This is a genomic window from Shewanella sedimentimangrovi (genome assembly GCF_017354965.1).
GTDB lineage: Bacteria > Pseudomonadota > Gammaproteobacteria > Enterobacterales > Shewanellaceae > Shewanella > Shewanella cyperi.
The window spans coordinates 3,193,337-3,207,523 of sequence record NZ_CP071502.1 but is presented as its reverse complement, the minus strand read 5'-3'; the positions used below and the strand labels follow the sequence as shown (position 1 = coordinate 3,207,523).

The following is a 14,187-nucleotide window of genomic DNA, read 5'->3' as shown; positions in this document are numbered from 1 at the left end:
CCTTGTGGTTAAAGGAAAAGCAACAGCCCGGTGGCCTTTGGGGCGCAACCGGGCTGTTTCGGGACTGGTAACGGGTTATCCCAACTGTTCCAGGGACTGGCCGCCGGGGGGCAGCACAAATCTGTCGGTGACCTGTTTGAGGTTCGACGCCAGTTGGTTCAGCTCGGCGCTGGCGGCGGATGTTTGCTGGGCACCGACGGCATTTTGCTGGCCCACCTCGTTGATCATCACCAGGCATTGGTTGATCTCTTCGGCGGCCTCGGATTGCTGCACCGCGGCCGTGGCTATCTGACCGGCGCTGGCGGCAATCTGCGCCATGGCGGCCGAGGTCTGGCGGATGGCATCCTGGGTGTGCTTGGCCCTTTCTATGGTGGCGCCGGCGTGCTCTGTGCTGCGCTGCATCACCTGCACCGCGTTGCCCGTGTTGTGCTGCAGGGTTTCAATCATGGACTCGATATGACTGGTGGATTGCGCCGTCTTGTGGGCCAGCTGGCGCACCTCGTCTGCCACCACGGCAAAGCCGCGGCCCTGCTCACCGGCACGGGCGGCCTCGATGGCGGCGTTGAGGGCCAGCAGGTTGGTCTGATCGGCGATATTGCGGATCACCTCCAGCACCGAGCCTATGTCCTGACTCTGACTCTCGATTTCCTGAATAACCGTCTTGGCCTTGCCGACTTCCTCCGACAGACGCGAAATGACCTCAATGGTCTGGTGCACACTGGCGGTGGCGTTATCGGAAACTTCGGCGACACCTGAGGTGGCGTCGGCCACTTCGCGGGCATTCATGGCCACATCATTGATAGTGGCCACCATTTCGTGCATGGCGCTGGACACGCTCTGGATATTGGCCTGCTGCTCCTGCAGGCTGATATTGGATTGCTCGCTGGTGGCGCTGGTCTGCTGGGCCGTGGCAGACAGCTGACTGATGGCATCCACTATGTTGCCTATGACGTGACGCAGGTTGTGGCTCATGGTGCGCATGGCACCGTAAACGCCCATCAGCTCAGTGTGCTCGAAGTGGACGCTGAGATCGCCACCGGCAATGCGCTCGGTAATGGCTTGCATCACCTTGGGTTCACCGCCCAGCGGTCTGAGGATGGAACGGGCCACGAAATAGGTGGTCAGTAATATGGCGACTATTGCCAGCAACGCCACTGTGGCCAGCACCCAGCGCAAATGGCTGACGGCGGCAAGGGCCTCTGCCTCGTCTATCTCCACTATCAGGGCCCAGTTGACGTCGCGTATGGTGACCGGGGTATAGGAGGACAGCACTGGGTTGCCGTTGTAGTCGATGATGATGCGGGTGTCGGCCAGGCCCTTCAGCGCCTCGCGGGCGGCGACCGTGTCGACACCGTTGCTGCGTACCGTACCGGCAAAACTGGCGATAACCGAATGGCCCTTGGGGTCGAGGAAGGAGTCGGAGCGCATCTTCAGATCCGGGCCCACCAAATAGCTTTCTCCCGTTTCGCCCATGCCGGAGCGCAGCTGCATTATGCCGTTGACCGCTTGCAGTGACAGTTGCAGGGCCACCACGGCCTGCACCCGACCGTGTTTGATGATGGGCTCGGCGATAAAGGCCGCCGGTTCATTGTTACTGGGGGCATAGGGAGCAAAGTCGGCGACGTGGAAGGCTCTGTCCTGTAGCACCTTGCGGTACAGTTCCCCCAGGTTGCTGTCGCGATAGGGACCAGTATTGAGATTGGACTGGAAATCGGCTTCCTTGGCGACGGTAAACAGCACCTGACCCCGGGTATCTATGACGAAGGCATCGTAATACTGGTAGGTGGTGGTAAAGCGTTTGAGGTAGTCCTCGGCGCTAAACGCGCTCTCTTCAAGGCCGTCATTGCTGTCAAATCGCAGTTGCTCCGCCAGATTCTGGCTCAGCAGCTGCAAGTCGCCCTGGCGCTCGGCAAAATAGGTTTCAATCTGGCTCTTTTTTATCGCCTTGATGGAGTCCAACTGGTTATAAGCCTGCTGGGTGAGTGAATTGCTGCCAATATACAGTACGACAACACTGATTAATAAGACGGGTAATATTCCCAGCGATAAAAACGCCAGCAGTAACTTATGTTTCAGTTTCATTTTGTTAACCTTGATCTGTCCTGGTTCTAGAACTTTGTCTATCTGAATCCATTCAACAGGTTGATTGTTGGCAGATATCACCCATTGCTTGTTATTACCCCAACAGGCTCGGCGGCCATTATTGGGTTAATGTAATTAAAACAGTTGCATATGATTCAATACTGAACCGCTGGAGAAGGCCGCGTCGTGACTTTCAGGCATGCCGTGCGGGCTTGTGTCTGCATTGGAGTCGGCATAATAGAATAATTTCGCCTTCACTTGAATGGCTGACAACATTAAATTTAGTCATGACTAAAATAGTGACCATTAGCCTTTGGTATGATTTTGGGCTGGTTAAAGTGGCTGTACGACGTATTGATTAGTTCAAATTGAGTGATGCTGGATAATTACCGTTTTGCGTACCGATTGCCTTTTATTTAAATTAATAAAAAGCATGGAGAAATTATGCGGGAGTTAATTAGAACGCCACCCTGATTAAGCTTTGAGTAAATATTCAAAATAAAAAAGCGAAGCCTTGGCTTCGCTTTTTTATTGATGACCTTGCTTGGGTCCCGATTACTCGCCCTGCTCGACACCGGCGCGGTTGATCAGGAACTGGCTCAGCAAGGGAACCGGACGACCGGTGGAGCCCTTGTTGGCACCGCTGTTCCAGGCGGTACCGGCCACGTCTATGTGGGCCCAGTTGTACTTCTTGGCAAAGCGCGACAGGAAGCAGGCAGCTGTGATGGAGCCGGCCGGACGACCACCGAGGTTGGTCATGTCGGCAAAGGGGCTGTCTAGCATGTCCTGGTACTCATCCCACAGCGGCATGCGCCAGGCGCGGTCGCCACTCTGTTCACCGGCATTGAGCAGCTCATGGGCCAGCGGGTTGTGGGAGGAGAACAGGCCTGAGGCGTGTTTGCCCAGGGCAATCACACAGGCGCCGGTCAGGGTCGCGGTATCCACCACCAACTCGGGGTCAAAGCGCTCCACATAGGTCAGCACGTCACACAGCACCAGACGGCCTTCGGCGTCTGTGTTGAGCACTTCCACGGTTTGGCCGCTCATGGTGGTGAGAATGTCGCCGGGACGGTAGGCTGTACCAGAGGGCATGTTCTCACAGCCGGCAAGTACACCTATCACATTGATTGGCAACTTCATTTCGCACACGGCCTTCATGGTACCCAGGACACCGGCGGCGCCGCCCATGTCGTACTTCATCTCGTCCATGGCTTCGCCGGGCTTGATGGAGATACCGCCCGAATCAAAGGTCAGGCCCTTGCCCACCAGCACGATTGGCTTGGCGGTGCTGTCAACGGCACCCTTGTACTGCATCACAGTCATGATGGATTCGTTGGCGCTGCCACGGCCCACGGCCAGATAGGAGTTCATGCCCAGTTCAGCCATCTGCTCTTCACCTATGGTGGTGACGGTCAGATGCTCATGGACTTCCGCCAGTTGGCGTGCCTGGGAGGCCAGGTAAGCTGGATTACAGATGTTCGGTGGCATGTTGGCCACATCGCGGCACAGGTGCATACCGGCGGCCACGGCCACGCCGTGTTCAATGGCACGTTCGCCGACGGTCAGTTCCCGGCGGGTTGGCACATTGAATACCAGCTTGCGCAGTGGCCTGCGGGTTTCACCCTTACGGGTCTTGAGGGCGTCAAAACTGTAGAGGCTGGCCTGGGTGGTTTCCACCGCTTGGCGAACCTTCCAGTAAGTATCGCGGCCCTTGACGTGCAGCTCGGTCAGGAAACAGACCGCTTCCATGGAACCTGTTTCGTTAAGGGTATTGATTGTCTTGGCGATGATCTGCTTGTATTGGCGCTCATCCAGCTCACGCTCTTTACCACAACCTACCAGCAATACGCGCTCGCTCAGGACATTGGGCACATGGTGCAACAGCAGCATTTGGCCTGGCTTGCCTTCCAGGTCGCCGCGGCGCAGCAGGTTGCTGATATAGCCTTCGCTGATTTTATCCAGTTGCTCGGCAATGCCGGACAGGCGGCGGGGTTCATAAACACCCACAACTATGCACGCCGAACGTTGTTTTTCCGGGCTGCCGCTCTTTACGCTAAACTCCATGAGCACTCCTAGATTCTTAAAGACAAATTTTTATATTTATTGGATAATGCCTGCTTGTGTCCGGGGTCGGGCACGTGGATTTCTGCCCCCTGTAACGGCCCGTAACAGGGCTTGCTGTATAAGGACTTTTCCGTCAGCAGCCAAGGGAATTGCAGTGGATAGCCTGTTCAGATTTCAATGAATTCTGTTCAGAAAACTATCAAAAGTAGACAGTTTACATGAAAGTTGGACTGACACCAGTAAAAAGATAAGTTTCGATACCGGATCCTGCCTGTGATTGTATTTAGATATCTGTTCCGTGAAGTTTTGAAGGCGCAAATCGCGGTGCTTTTGGTGCTGTTAACTATTTTTATCAGCCAACACTTTGTCCGTGTTTTGGCCGACGCCTCCGACGGTGAATTTCCTGCCACCCTGGTTGTGACCCTGCTGGGGTTGAACCTGCCATATCTGGCCGTTTTGGTGCTGCCCCTCAGCCTGTTCCTGGGGATATTGCTGGCCCATGGTCGCATGTACGCCGAAAATGAAATGGTGGTTTTTCACGGTGTCGGTATCAGTGAATGGTATGTCACCCGGGTGACCCTGCTGCTCGCCGTGATCAATATGTTGGCCACCGGCTTCCTGTCCATGTATGTGGCCCCCTGGGCCGAAGAGCGCCAGAATCAGGTGTTGGAGAAGGCCCAGTCCGAAGCGGGGCTGGCGGCACTGGTGCAGGGACGGTTTCAGACCAGTCCCAATGGCCGCGCCGTGCTGTTCGTGGAGAAGATTGGCAAGGATAACGAGCTCGATAAGGTGTTTGTGGCCCAATTGCCGGAAGAGGGCGATGAGAGCGGTCAAACCAATCTGGTGATGGCGCACGGCGGCCGGGTGGTGGAAGACGCCAGCGGTGCTCAGCAGCTCAGACTGAACGATGGCGCCCGTTATCAGGGAACCCCGGTATCCCGTCAATATCAGGTTATTGAATTCGGCGGCTACGGCATGCAAATCAAGGAACAGGAAGTGGATCAGCGCCGCCGTAAACTGTCGGCCCTGCCGCTGAAGGATCTGATGCAGCAACAGGGGCCCGCGGTGAGTGCCGAGCTCCATTGGCGTTTGGCCATTCCGCTGGCGATTCCGCTGATGACGCTCATAGCTGTGCCGCTGGCGCGGGTGAATGTGCGCCAGGGCAAGTTTGCCAAGATGTTGCCGGCCATTTTGCTGTACCTGGGGTATTTCGGTCTGATGGTGGCCGGTCGCAAGGCTCTGGAGGATGAAGTGATCCCCGAGGTGTTTGGTATGTGGTGGATCCACCTATCGGCGCTGTTTATGGGCATGATGTTGCTGGGCAAGGAAAGGCCTTTGGGGGCTCGGGTGACCGGAGCCCTCAGGCGCAGGAGGCTGGCGCCATGAAAATCCTTGACTGGTACGTCGCCAGGGCATTGCTGAGCAGTTCCTTCCTGACCCTGCTGGTGCTCACCGGCCTGTCGGGCATCATCAAATGGGTCGATCAGTTGCGCCTGGTGGGCCGCGGTACCTATACCATGATGGACGCGGGCGTCTATGTGCTGTTCCTGATCCCCCGCGACATTGAAATGTTTTTCCCCATGGCGGTGCTGATAGGCGCCCTGATAGGCATGGGTATGTTGGCGTCGAATTCCGAGCTGGTGGTGATGCAGGCCTCGGGTTTGAGCCGGTTGCAGATTACCGCTTCAGCCATGAAGACCGCGATTCCGCTGATGTTGCTGGTGATGGCGCTGGGCGAGTGGGTGGCCCCCGTGGCCGAACAGCGTGCCAGTGAGCTCAAGGCCAGCATGATTTCCGGTGGCCGGCTGATTAAGTCCCACCGCGGCATTTGGGCCAAGGACGGAGACCTGTTCGTCAATATCGGCGAACTGGAAGACACCAATAAGTTGGGTAACCTGACCCTGTACGATTTTGATGATCAGCTGAAGCTGACCCACGTGGTCCATGCCCGCAGTGCCGTGTGGGATGGCGATCACTGGCGTCTGCAGCAGGTCAAACGCACCCACCTGCAGGAAGATAAGGTGGAGCTGGAGTTGCTGGACGAAGAGCCCTGGCAGTCCACCCTGACCCCCGACAAGCTCAGCGTGGTGTCGGTTAAACCCGAGTCCCTGTCCATTAGGGGCTTGGTGGATTATCTCGAATACCTCAAGGTGAACAGTCAGGATCCCAGTCGTTACGAACTGGCACTGTGGCACAAGCTGGTGCAGCCATTGACCGTGGCTGTGATGATGCTGGTGGCGCTGTCGTTTGTGTTTGGACCGCTGCGCAACGTGACCATGGGGGCCAGGATCCTGCTCGGCGTGGTGGCGGGTTTCAGCTTCTATATCAGCAATGAAATTTTCGGCCCCATGAGTCTGGTGTTCAACCTGCCCGCCATGGTCGGCGCCATTGCACCGGCGCTGTTGTTTACCGGTTTGGCGCTCTACTACATACGTCGCTGACGTTCAGGCAACAAAAAGGCCGCCCCGGGGCGGCCTTTTTGATGCAAACTGTTTGCGAATGAGCGCTATCTGCTCAGACGCCGCGCCAATTGCGCATTTGGTTTGCTGCCTCCGACAATACCACCACCTCAGAACTGGTCATTCTATCCTGCAGCGCCAGCTTATCACCGTGGATCAGGATCCACAGATTACCCAATCCGCCAAGGGACCAGAACAGTCTGGCGAAGGCTGTCAGCAGGCTCAGGTTCTGGCCATTGGGGTGCTGTACCTTGAGGCGCCAGGCGCGCATGCCCAGGGTTTGGCCACCCTTGCTCCAGAACAGGGCATAGAACAGGCCGACACAAAAGAGGATCCAAGTTAAATTCAGTCCCTTGTAAAGTGAATTGCCATTGAGCACATCCACCACATGCTGTTCACCCTGCATGCCGATCAGGCCGGTTTTCACCAGCAGGGTGAAGATGCCGAAGCTGATGCTGCCGGCCAATATCCATACGGCCACCGCCAACAGCAGATCGTAAACCGCGGCACCGAGGCGACGGAAAAAGCCGGCGCGGGGAAAATTGGCGTGTTCTTGATTGATCATTGTGGATCCTTGTTGTCATCATCCCGCAGCATGCGGATATCGCTGAAACCCATGCGGGCAAATTCATTGAGGCGGAAGCTCTTGAGCGCGCCCTTGCCCTTGGCGGTCATGGCCACCTGCTGTTCCATGGCGAGGAAGCGGGCCAGATCGACCCCTTCGGCAGCTGCGGCAGCCTCGTACATATCGTGATACTTGTCATAGGCAAAGTTGATAACCTTGGCCTGGCCTTTGAAGGTGTAGGCGACCTGACGTGCCATTTGAAATTCCTTTGGGTGAAGTTAACCGATTTCGCTGCGAAAAATAAAATACACAGCGCCGAGAATGCAGAGTCCGGCCCAGAGATAATCCAGCTTGAGCGGCTCCTTGAGGTAGAAAAAGGCAAAAGGCACAAACAGTGACAGGGTGATGACCTCTTGCACTATCTTGAGTTGGCCCACGTTCATCACAGTGTAACCTATGCGGTTGGCCGGTACCTGCAGCAGGTACTCGAACAGGGCAATGCCCCAACTGACCAGGGCGGCCACTATCCAGGGTTTGCTGCCCAGACTCTTGAGATGACCGTACCAGGCAAAGGTCATGAAGATATTCGACAGGCACAGCAGGCCTATGGTGATAAGGGTGGGTTGCATGTTTCCTCACAGGGGGCGGGTCATATACAGGGCATCCGGACCATAACTGTCCAGTGGCTTGGGGCTGGGGATGGCGCTGAAACCCTGCTTTTGCCAGTAACTGTCTGCGCCGAGCACGGCCACCAGTGCCAGGGCATTCAACTGCCATGCCCTGGCCTGCTGCGTCAGTTTGGCCAGCGCCTGTTTTCCCAGGCCTTTGCCACGGGCATGGGCCGAAAATGCCATATCATGCAGATACAGCTTACCGTGTCGCTCCAGGGGCGGCAGTGTTTGGTACAGGGGTGGTGGGGTGTCGTGCTGCCAGGGATGGGCCAGGCAATAGCCCAGCAGTTCACCTTGCAGTTCCATCACAAAGCAGGAGCCGGGGGAACTGTGCCACTTGCTTTGCATCACCTCCAGGGACTCGGGGCCCAGGGCACCATAGCACTGGGCCTGGATAGCCATGATGCCATCCCAGTCTGCGTCCGTGATTGGCCTCAGTGTCGTCTTGTCGTGTGTCATGCCTGTGTTTGTCATGCTGTAATGAGCCGCTGAGCGGCCGGACGCCGCCCGCTGTAAAAGGCGACCATTATAGCAAAAGGGTCGTTATTCGCCCAGATACCGGCTGCGGAGGTGGCGCTCGAGATAGCGGCCGCTGAGGGGCTTGCCTGTGGCTGCCTGGATCAGGTCGTCGGTTTGCAGTAATGAACCCCTGGACCAGATGTTGCGCTCCAACCAGGCAAAGACGTCAGCCAGGCGCCCCTGCTCCAGCAGGCTGTCGAGGGAAGAGTCCAACTCGGCTTCCAACGCATAGCGCAGCTGGGAAGCCACCATGGCCCCCAGGGTATAACTGGGGAAGTAGCCCAGTTCGCCCAGGGTCCAGTGGATATCCTGCATACAGCCGTCGCGGTAATTGCCGTCTGTATTGATGCCCAGCAGCGTCTGCATCTGGGTTGACCAGAAATCGGGCAAATCGGCCACCTCCAGGCTGCCGTTTACCATGGCCTTTTCGGCCTCATAGCGCAGCAAAATGTGACAGGGGTAGGTGACCTCATCGGCATCGACCCGGATGAGGCCGGGGTTCACCCTGCTGTAGATCCGCGCCAGCCCCTCGGCCGACAACTGCAGTCCCAGGTGGCGATTAATCAGGGGCGACAGCAGGCCGAGGAAGGCCTCACTGCCTGCCAGTTGCATTTCGAAAAACAGGCTCTGGCTCTCATGCAGTCCCATGGAGCGGGCCAATCCTCCCGGTTGGCCACGCCAGGCCTTGGGCAATCCCTGTTCATAGCGGGCATGGCCTGTCTCGTGGATCACCCCCATCAGGGCGCTGGAAAAGTTGTTGCTGTCGTAGCGGGTGGTCAGACGCACATCGCCCGGCACACCGCCGCAGAAAGGATGGTTGCTGACATCAAGCCGTCCCTGATTGAAATCAAAACCCAGCAGTGTCATGACTTCGCGCCCCAGGGCTTCCTGGGCCGGGATTGGATAGTGGCCACTGAGCTGTGGCACCGCCTGACCCAGTTGCAGATCCGTCACTTCGGCAATCAGCTCCGGCAGCCAGTTCTTCAGCTCACCAAAGGTGTTGTCGAGCATGGCTTGGGTGACGCCGGGTTCAAACTTGTCCAGCAGAGTATCGTAGGGTGTCATGCCCAGAGCCTGGGAGCGGCATTGGGCCTCTTCCCGGGTCAGGCGTATGACTTCCTCCAGCTTGGGTTTGAATCCCTGCCAGTCGTTGGCGCGGCGCTGCTCGCGCCAGGCATTTTCGCAGCGATAGCCCGCCAACGTCTTGGCTTCCACCAGAGACTGGGGCACTGCGGTGGCCTGACGGTATTGATGGGCCATTTCCCTCAGATTGGCTCGCTCGTCGTCGTTTTGGGCTTCAGCCCGGGCCTTGTCCAACGCCTCAGCCAGCCAGGGCGCCGTCTTCAGGGCATGAATATGGCCCGCCAGGGTGGCCATGGCTTCGCTGCGGGCCTCGCCGCCACCGACTGGCATCATGGTGGCCTGGTCCCAGTCACCTAAAGCGGAAAAATGTTCAAAGTGGGCAATCTGTTGGAAGTGACGGCACAGGCCATCATAGGCAGAGGCGGACATGGAATGCTCCTTTATTGCTTTGGGGTCATTCTAGCGCAAAAGAGGCCCGCTGGCAGGTGGCAAAAGTCGTTTGGCTTTGGCCGTGTCTTTGATATGCTCTGGCGATACAGATTCGTGTCAAGGAATTAGAATCTTAGAGGGTTCAAGGAGTTGAATTTGCTTTCCTTCCTGTTTTCCGATCCCAACCTGCCGTATTCCATCGCCATTGCCATGGTGGTCTTGTTGGGGATTATCGAGGCTTTGGCCATGGTGGCCGGGCTCAGCATCATGGGTGTGCTGGATGATTGGTTACCCATAGATAATGACTTTTCCGCCGACGTTGCCGGCGGCGGTTTCACCGGCCTGGTGGGTTGGCTGTGCCTCAACCGCTTGCCGCTGCTTATCTGGTTGGTGCTGGCCCTGTGCTGCTTCGCCATCTCTGGCCTGATTATCAACTTCGTTTCCGTCTATGCCGCCAACGTGCTGTTACCCACCTGGCTGACCTTGCCCTTGTCGCTGTTTGGCGGTGCCCTCGGTTGTCGCCTGATGGGGCAACCGCTGGCGCGCCTCTTGCCCAAGAACGAGTCATCCGCCGTATCCATTGACGATCTGTGTGGTTGCATTGGCACTGTGACCCTGGGGCGGGCGGTCAAGGGCAACCCGTCAGAGGCCCTGGTGCACGATAAATACCAACAGAAGCATTATGTGCTGGTGGAGCCCGAGCACGAGCAGGGAGAGTTTTTGCAGGGCACTTCGGTGGTGCTGCTGCGCCGTCAGGGACGCGTCTGGGCTGCAAGCCCCTTTGAACAAACACAATCCGAGCATTAATAGGGAGATTTATGGAAGCTTTTCAAGTCGATGGAATGGGCACAAGCTTTGTATTGCTGATTGCCGGCATCATAGTAGTGGGCCTGTTGGTGATAGGTCTCATTTTTGCCAAGTTGTATCGCCGCGCCACCAAGGAAACCGCCTTTGTGCGCACCGGGTTTGGCGGCGAGAAGGTGGTTAAGGATGGCGGCGCCATAGTATTGCCTGTGTTGCATGAGACCATAGCGGTCAATATGAATACCCTGCGCATTGAGGTGGAAAAGACCCAGAAGGATGCGCTTATCACCAAGGACAGGATGCGGGTTGATGTGAAGGCCGATTTTTACCTGCGGGTGGCCCCCCATGCCGAAGGCATTTCCATGGCGGCACAGACCCTGGGTACCCGCACCACCCGGGTGGAAGAGCTGAAAAAGCTGATGGAATCCAAATTTGTCGACGTGCTGCGTGCCGTGGCCGCCGAGATGAACATGACTGAAATGCACGAACAGCGCGCCGACTTTGTGCAGCGGGTGCAGAACAACGTTGCCAACGATCTGGAAAAGAACGGTTTGGAGCTGGAGTCCGTGTCTTTGACCGGCTTCGACCAGACCGAACTGGGCTTCTTCAACGAGAACAACGCCTTCGACGCCGAAGGTCGTGCCCGTCTGGCGAAGATCATCGAAGAAAAGCGCAAGGAAACCAACGATATCCAGCAGGAAAACCGCATCAAGATAGAGCTGCGTAACCTGGAAGCGGAAAAGGAATCTTTGGAGATTAAAAAGTCCGAAGAAGAGGCCCGCCTGGTGCAGCAGCAGGCGCTGGAGTTCAAGCGTGCCGAGCAAAAGGCGGAGATCGCCAAGCAGCGTGAGCAGAAGGCCAGGGAAGAGCGCGAGGCGGAAATCGCCAAGGAGCGCGCCATCGAATCGGCCGAGATTGAGAAGACCAAGGACATAGAAACCCGCGAGATTGAGAAGCGCAAGGCCATCGAGCAGGCCAGGATCCAGCAGCAGCGTGACATTGAAGTGTCCGAGCAGGAGAAGCAGATCGCCGTTGCCGCCAAGTCTGAGGAAGAGTCCGCAGCCCGCGCCCGCGCCGCCGAGGCCGAAAAGCTCAAGGTCGAGAAGGAAGAAGCGGTTATTACCGTGCGCCAGGTGGCCGAGGCCAACCGTCGCAAGGAAATCGAAGTGATTGACGCCCGCAAGGAGGCCGAACGTGAGGCCGTGGGCGTAACGGTTGAGGCAGAAGCCGAGAAGCGTGCCGCCGAAGACAGATCAGCGGCTATTTTGACCGAGGCCCGTGCCGCAGCCGATGCCAAGAAACTCAAGGCCGAGGCCGATGAGAAGGTGTATGCGGTGGAAGCGGCCGGTAAACAGGCCCTGTACGAGGCAGAAAACGTGCTCCGTGACGAGCAGATCGCATTGCAAAAATCCCTCGCCATCCTTAAGGCCTTGCCTGAAATTGTCGCCAATGCGGTCAAACCGCTGGAGAACATCGAAGGCATCAAGATTTTGCAGGGCTATGGTTCAGGCAGCGTGCTTGGAAGCGGTGAAGGTCAGGCCCAGGGCGGCATGGCTGAACAGGTGACCAGTGCCGCCCTTAACTACCGCGCCAATGCCCCGTTGGTGGATGCCATGCTGCGGGAGTTGGGCCTGGTGGACAAGGACAAGGGCGAACTCAAGGACCTGCTGACCGGCAATAACGCGCTCACCACCGATGCGGTCAGGATGGTGAACGAGGCCGGCATTCGTTACAACGGCCACCATGAGGCCAACGACTGACGCTCATCGCCATTGCAATGAAATAAAGCGCCCTTGGGCGCTTTATTTTTTAGTCTGGGACCGATTTTAAGGGGACAACCTCAGGGCTGCAATCTCTGGGTGTATTTGGCGATAATCGTCTTGATGGTGCCGTCCTTTTTCAGCTCGGCAATCGCCGCATCTATGGCCGGCAGCAGGGCTTCATGTTCCTTGCGCAGGCGGAATACCAGATCGCCACTGGAGTGCTCTGCCGCTATGGCAATGGGGAGGTTGAGCTTGGCCGACCAGTAGAGCGCCGGATAATCACCGCTGATGGCCGCCGGGATCCTGTGCTTGTGCAGCGCCTTGATCAGCTCCTGCTCTGAGCGGAAATCGGCGCGGATAAAATCCTTGTCGTCGTGGTACAGGTAGCCCATGACAGTGCCTATCTCGCGGCCCTTGATGGCGCCAATGTCCTGCCATTCCTGCTCATGGCCGGGCAGGGTGATCACATGCTCCTTGATCAGCATAATCGGGCTGGATTTAACGAACTTGGGACCGAAGTCACCGTTGGGGAACCAGCTGGGGCTGACGATATCGAAGTCCAGCTGACCGTTTTCCAGAGCCTGGTTGGTGCGCTTGGGGGGAAGGGGGACTATCTCACCACCAACACCGGCATGGGACAGAATTTGCGGCAACAGCTCACTGATGATGCCGGGGCTCTCCGGACTGTTGGGAATATAGTAAGGATACCAATTACTTGAGCCGCTGACGTTGTATTTGAGCTTGATTTGGGGTGATGTTTTCCCCCCAGGCTCGGCCATGAGCGGCATTGGGCCGGCCACCAGAAACAGCGCCGTCAGCAGTGAAAAGATCCTGTTTTTCCTCATGTTGCACTCCACAACGTTCCCTGGGCAACACAGTAACCAATTTTGGTTACTTTGTCAGCAGTGCCAGACAAGGTAACTGATTTTGTGGAAAAAGACGGTAGCTCTTATGGTGTTTAATAAGGGAGGCCTTTTTATCCCCTGCGCTCAGCAACAGACCACAGTCCAGGGCCATTTGTGCCAAAAGTCCTTCATCGGCGCGAACATAGAGGGTCAGCGGGCCCAGAAGTTCGCCGTCCTTGAGCTGGCTGGAGTAGGCATCATGGCTGATGACTATGCTGGGCACGCCATCGGCATCGAGCTTGAGTTTGCCGTCGACCACTGTGTCGGTAAAAACCAGAAAGCCCTGCTCTTTGGCCTTGGCCAGCAATTGTTCCAGCCTGTGGCCCAGACCTGTGCTGACGTCGGTTATCTGACCGTACTGATGACTGATGCGCTCAAGCAGCTGGCGCAGACCGGCATTGGCACCCAGGCTGCGGCCCTGACGCACCCATAAGGTCAGCTCATTGGCTATCAATTTGGGATAACGCTTTTCCTTGAGGGCTGTGGCCATGAAATTACACAGGAAATGGCTTTTCTGTGCCTCTGTGGCCTTGGGACCTATGGCACTGGAGGCGGCCAGTGCGGCCAGACCGTCGCGGGCGAGGGCCAAAATGGCCTGGTTATAGCTGATTTGCATATTGGACTTTGCCTCGGGGCCTGGGATGGAAACGGCGCCCATTGTAGGCAGGGTCATGGTTCCTGTCTATCTTCAGGGCACCGCCTCAGCGGCTTGAATAAAAAAGCCGCCCTGGGGGCGGCTGTTTCTATGTCTGTAGCTTGCTTGAGTCGGCAGCTTGTTTGGGTCAGTAGCTTACTTGATTTTCTTGGTGTTGCCCTGGGAGCCGACCTTAACCTTGACCCTGC

Annotated in this window: 13 protein-coding genes; 4 read left to right on the top strand and 9 right to left on the bottom strand. The window is 57.0% G+C overall.

All coding sequences use genetic code 11. The features are described from left to right. Window positions 1-75 precede the first annotated feature (75 nt). Both JYB85_RS14175 and pepA read right to left on the bottom strand, forming a co-directional pair. Window positions 76-2,082: a methyl-accepting chemotaxis protein gene (locus tag JYB85_RS14175; RefSeq protein WP_207379804.1), complete on the bottom strand. Its 2,007-nt coding sequence runs from the start codon at window positions 2,080-2,082 to the stop codon at window positions 76-78. A gap of 555 nt (window positions 2,083-2,637) precedes the next feature. Further along, a complete protein-coding gene (gene pepA, locus JYB85_RS14170) occupies window positions 2,638-4,146 on the bottom strand; it encodes a leucyl aminopeptidase (RefSeq protein ID WP_207379803.1) in 1,509 nt (502 codons plus the stop codon). 273 nt (window positions 4,147-4,419) lie between these two features. Between pepA and lptF the strand changes: the two genes are divergently transcribed. Then, a complete protein-coding gene (gene lptF, locus JYB85_RS14165; protein WP_207379802.1) occupies window positions 4,420-5,532 on the top strand; it encodes an LPS export ABC transporter permease LptF in 1,113 nt (370 codons plus the stop codon). Next, window positions 5,529-6,587 (top strand): LPS export ABC transporter permease LptG, encoded by a 1,059-nt coding sequence (gene lptG, locus JYB85_RS14160; RefSeq protein WP_207379801.1) that lies wholly within the window; start codon window positions 5,529-5,531, stop codon window positions 6,585-6,587. Before lptF ends, lptG begins: the two co-directional genes overlap by 4 nt. 73 nt (window positions 6,588-6,660) lie before the next feature. Here lptG and JYB85_RS14155 read toward each other — a convergent pair whose 3' ends face one another. The 5 genes from JYB85_RS14155 to JYB85_RS14135 all read right to left on the bottom strand — a co-directional run bounded on the left by JYB85_RS14155 (window position 6,661) and on the right by JYB85_RS14135 (window position 9,872). Continuing rightward, a complete protein-coding gene (locus JYB85_RS14155; RefSeq protein ID WP_207379800.1) occupies window positions 6,661-7,170 on the bottom strand; it encodes an RDD family protein in 510 nt (169 codons plus the stop codon). Beyond that, on the bottom strand, window positions 7,167-7,427 hold the full coding sequence (locus JYB85_RS14150) for a DUF2960 domain-containing protein (protein ID WP_207320599.1): 261 nt from the start codon (window positions 7,425-7,427) through the stop codon (window positions 7,167-7,169). Before JYB85_RS14150 ends, JYB85_RS14155 begins: the two co-directional genes overlap by 4 nt. A gap of 21 nt (window positions 7,428-7,448) precedes the next feature. Next, entirely contained in the window at window positions 7,449-7,799 is a 351-nt protein-coding gene (locus JYB85_RS14145) for a DMT family protein (RefSeq protein ID WP_207379799.1), read from the bottom strand. 6 nt (window positions 7,800-7,805) lie between these two features. Then, window positions 7,806-8,315 (bottom strand): GNAT family N-acetyltransferase, encoded by a 510-nt coding sequence (locus tag JYB85_RS14140; RefSeq protein WP_228730115.1) that lies wholly within the window; start codon window positions 8,313-8,315, stop codon window positions 7,806-7,808. 69 nt (window positions 8,316-8,384) lie between these two features. Continuing rightward, on the bottom strand, window positions 8,385-9,872 hold the full coding sequence (locus tag JYB85_RS14135; protein WP_207379798.1) for a carboxypeptidase M32: 1,488 nt from the start codon (window positions 9,870-9,872) through the stop codon (window positions 8,385-8,387). A 156-nt stretch (window positions 9,873-10,028) separates the two neighbouring features. On the opposite strand from JYB85_RS14135, the gene JYB85_RS14130 reads away from it, so the two are divergent. Then, window positions 10,029-10,679 carry a YqiJ family protein gene (locus JYB85_RS14130; protein WP_207379797.1) on the top strand — a complete coding sequence of 217 codons (651 nt, stop codon included), beginning with the start codon at window positions 10,029-10,031 and terminating at the stop codon, window positions 10,677-10,679. Between the two features lie 11 nt (window positions 10,680-10,690). Then, a complete protein-coding gene (locus JYB85_RS14125; protein ID WP_207379796.1) occupies window positions 10,691-12,436 on the top strand; it encodes a flotillin family protein in 1,746 nt (581 codons plus the stop codon). An 80-nt stretch (window positions 12,437-12,516) separates the two neighbouring features. Here JYB85_RS14125 and JYB85_RS14120 read toward each other — a convergent pair whose 3' ends face one another. Both JYB85_RS14120 and JYB85_RS14115 read right to left on the bottom strand, forming a co-directional pair. Continuing rightward, complete coding sequence (locus tag JYB85_RS14120; RefSeq protein ID WP_207382085.1) at window positions 12,517-13,227, bottom strand: substrate-binding periplasmic protein; 711 nt, start codon at window positions 13,225-13,227, stop codon at window positions 12,517-12,519. A 103-nt stretch (window positions 13,228-13,330) separates the two neighbouring features. Then, window positions 13,331-13,960 carry a DUF2913 family protein gene (locus JYB85_RS14115; protein ID WP_407695898.1) on the bottom strand — a complete coding sequence of 210 codons (630 nt, stop codon included), beginning with the start codon at window positions 13,958-13,960 and terminating at the stop codon, window positions 13,331-13,333. Between the last annotated feature and the right edge of the window lie 227 nt (window positions 13,961-14,187).

Coding starts and splice junctions, on each gene's coding strand:
- JYB85_RS14150 (WP_207320599.1), bottom strand. CDS start 7,427: ATGGCACGTCAGGTCGCCTACACCTTCAAAGGCCAGGCCAAGGTTATC.
- JYB85_RS14115 (WP_407695898.1), bottom strand. CDS start 13,960: ATGCAAATCAGCTATAACCAGGCCATTTTGGCCCTCGCCCGCGACGGT.
- lptG (WP_207379801.1), top strand. CDS start 5,529: ATGAAAATCCTTGACTGGTACGTCGCCAGGGCATTGCTGAGCAGTTCC.
- JYB85_RS14175 (WP_207379804.1), bottom strand. CDS start 2,082: ATGAAACTGAAACATAAGTTACTGCTGGCGTTTTTATCGCTGGGAATA.
- JYB85_RS14155 (WP_207379800.1), bottom strand. CDS start 7,170: ATGATCAATCAAGAACACGCCAATTTTCCCCGCGCCGGCTTTTTCCGT.
- pepA (WP_207379803.1), bottom strand. CDS start 4,146: ATGGAGTTTAGCGTAAAGAGCGGCAGCCCGGAAAAACAACGTTCGGCG.
- JYB85_RS14140 (WP_228730115.1), bottom strand. CDS start 8,315: ATGACAAACACAGGCATGACACACGACAAGACGACACTGAGGCCAATC.
- JYB85_RS14125 (WP_207379796.1), top strand. CDS start 10,691: ATGGAAGCTTTTCAAGTCGATGGAATGGGCACAAGCTTTGTATTGCTG.
- JYB85_RS14135 (WP_207379798.1), bottom strand. CDS start 9,872: ATGTCCGCCTCTGCCTATGATGGCCTGTGCCGTCACTTCCAACAGATT.
- JYB85_RS14145 (WP_207379799.1), bottom strand. CDS start 7,799: ATGCAACCCACCCTTATCACCATAGGCCTGCTGTGCCTGTCGAATATC.
- JYB85_RS14120 (WP_207382085.1), bottom strand. CDS start 13,227: ATGCCGCTCATGGCCGAGCCTGGGGGGAAAACATCACCCCAAATCAAG.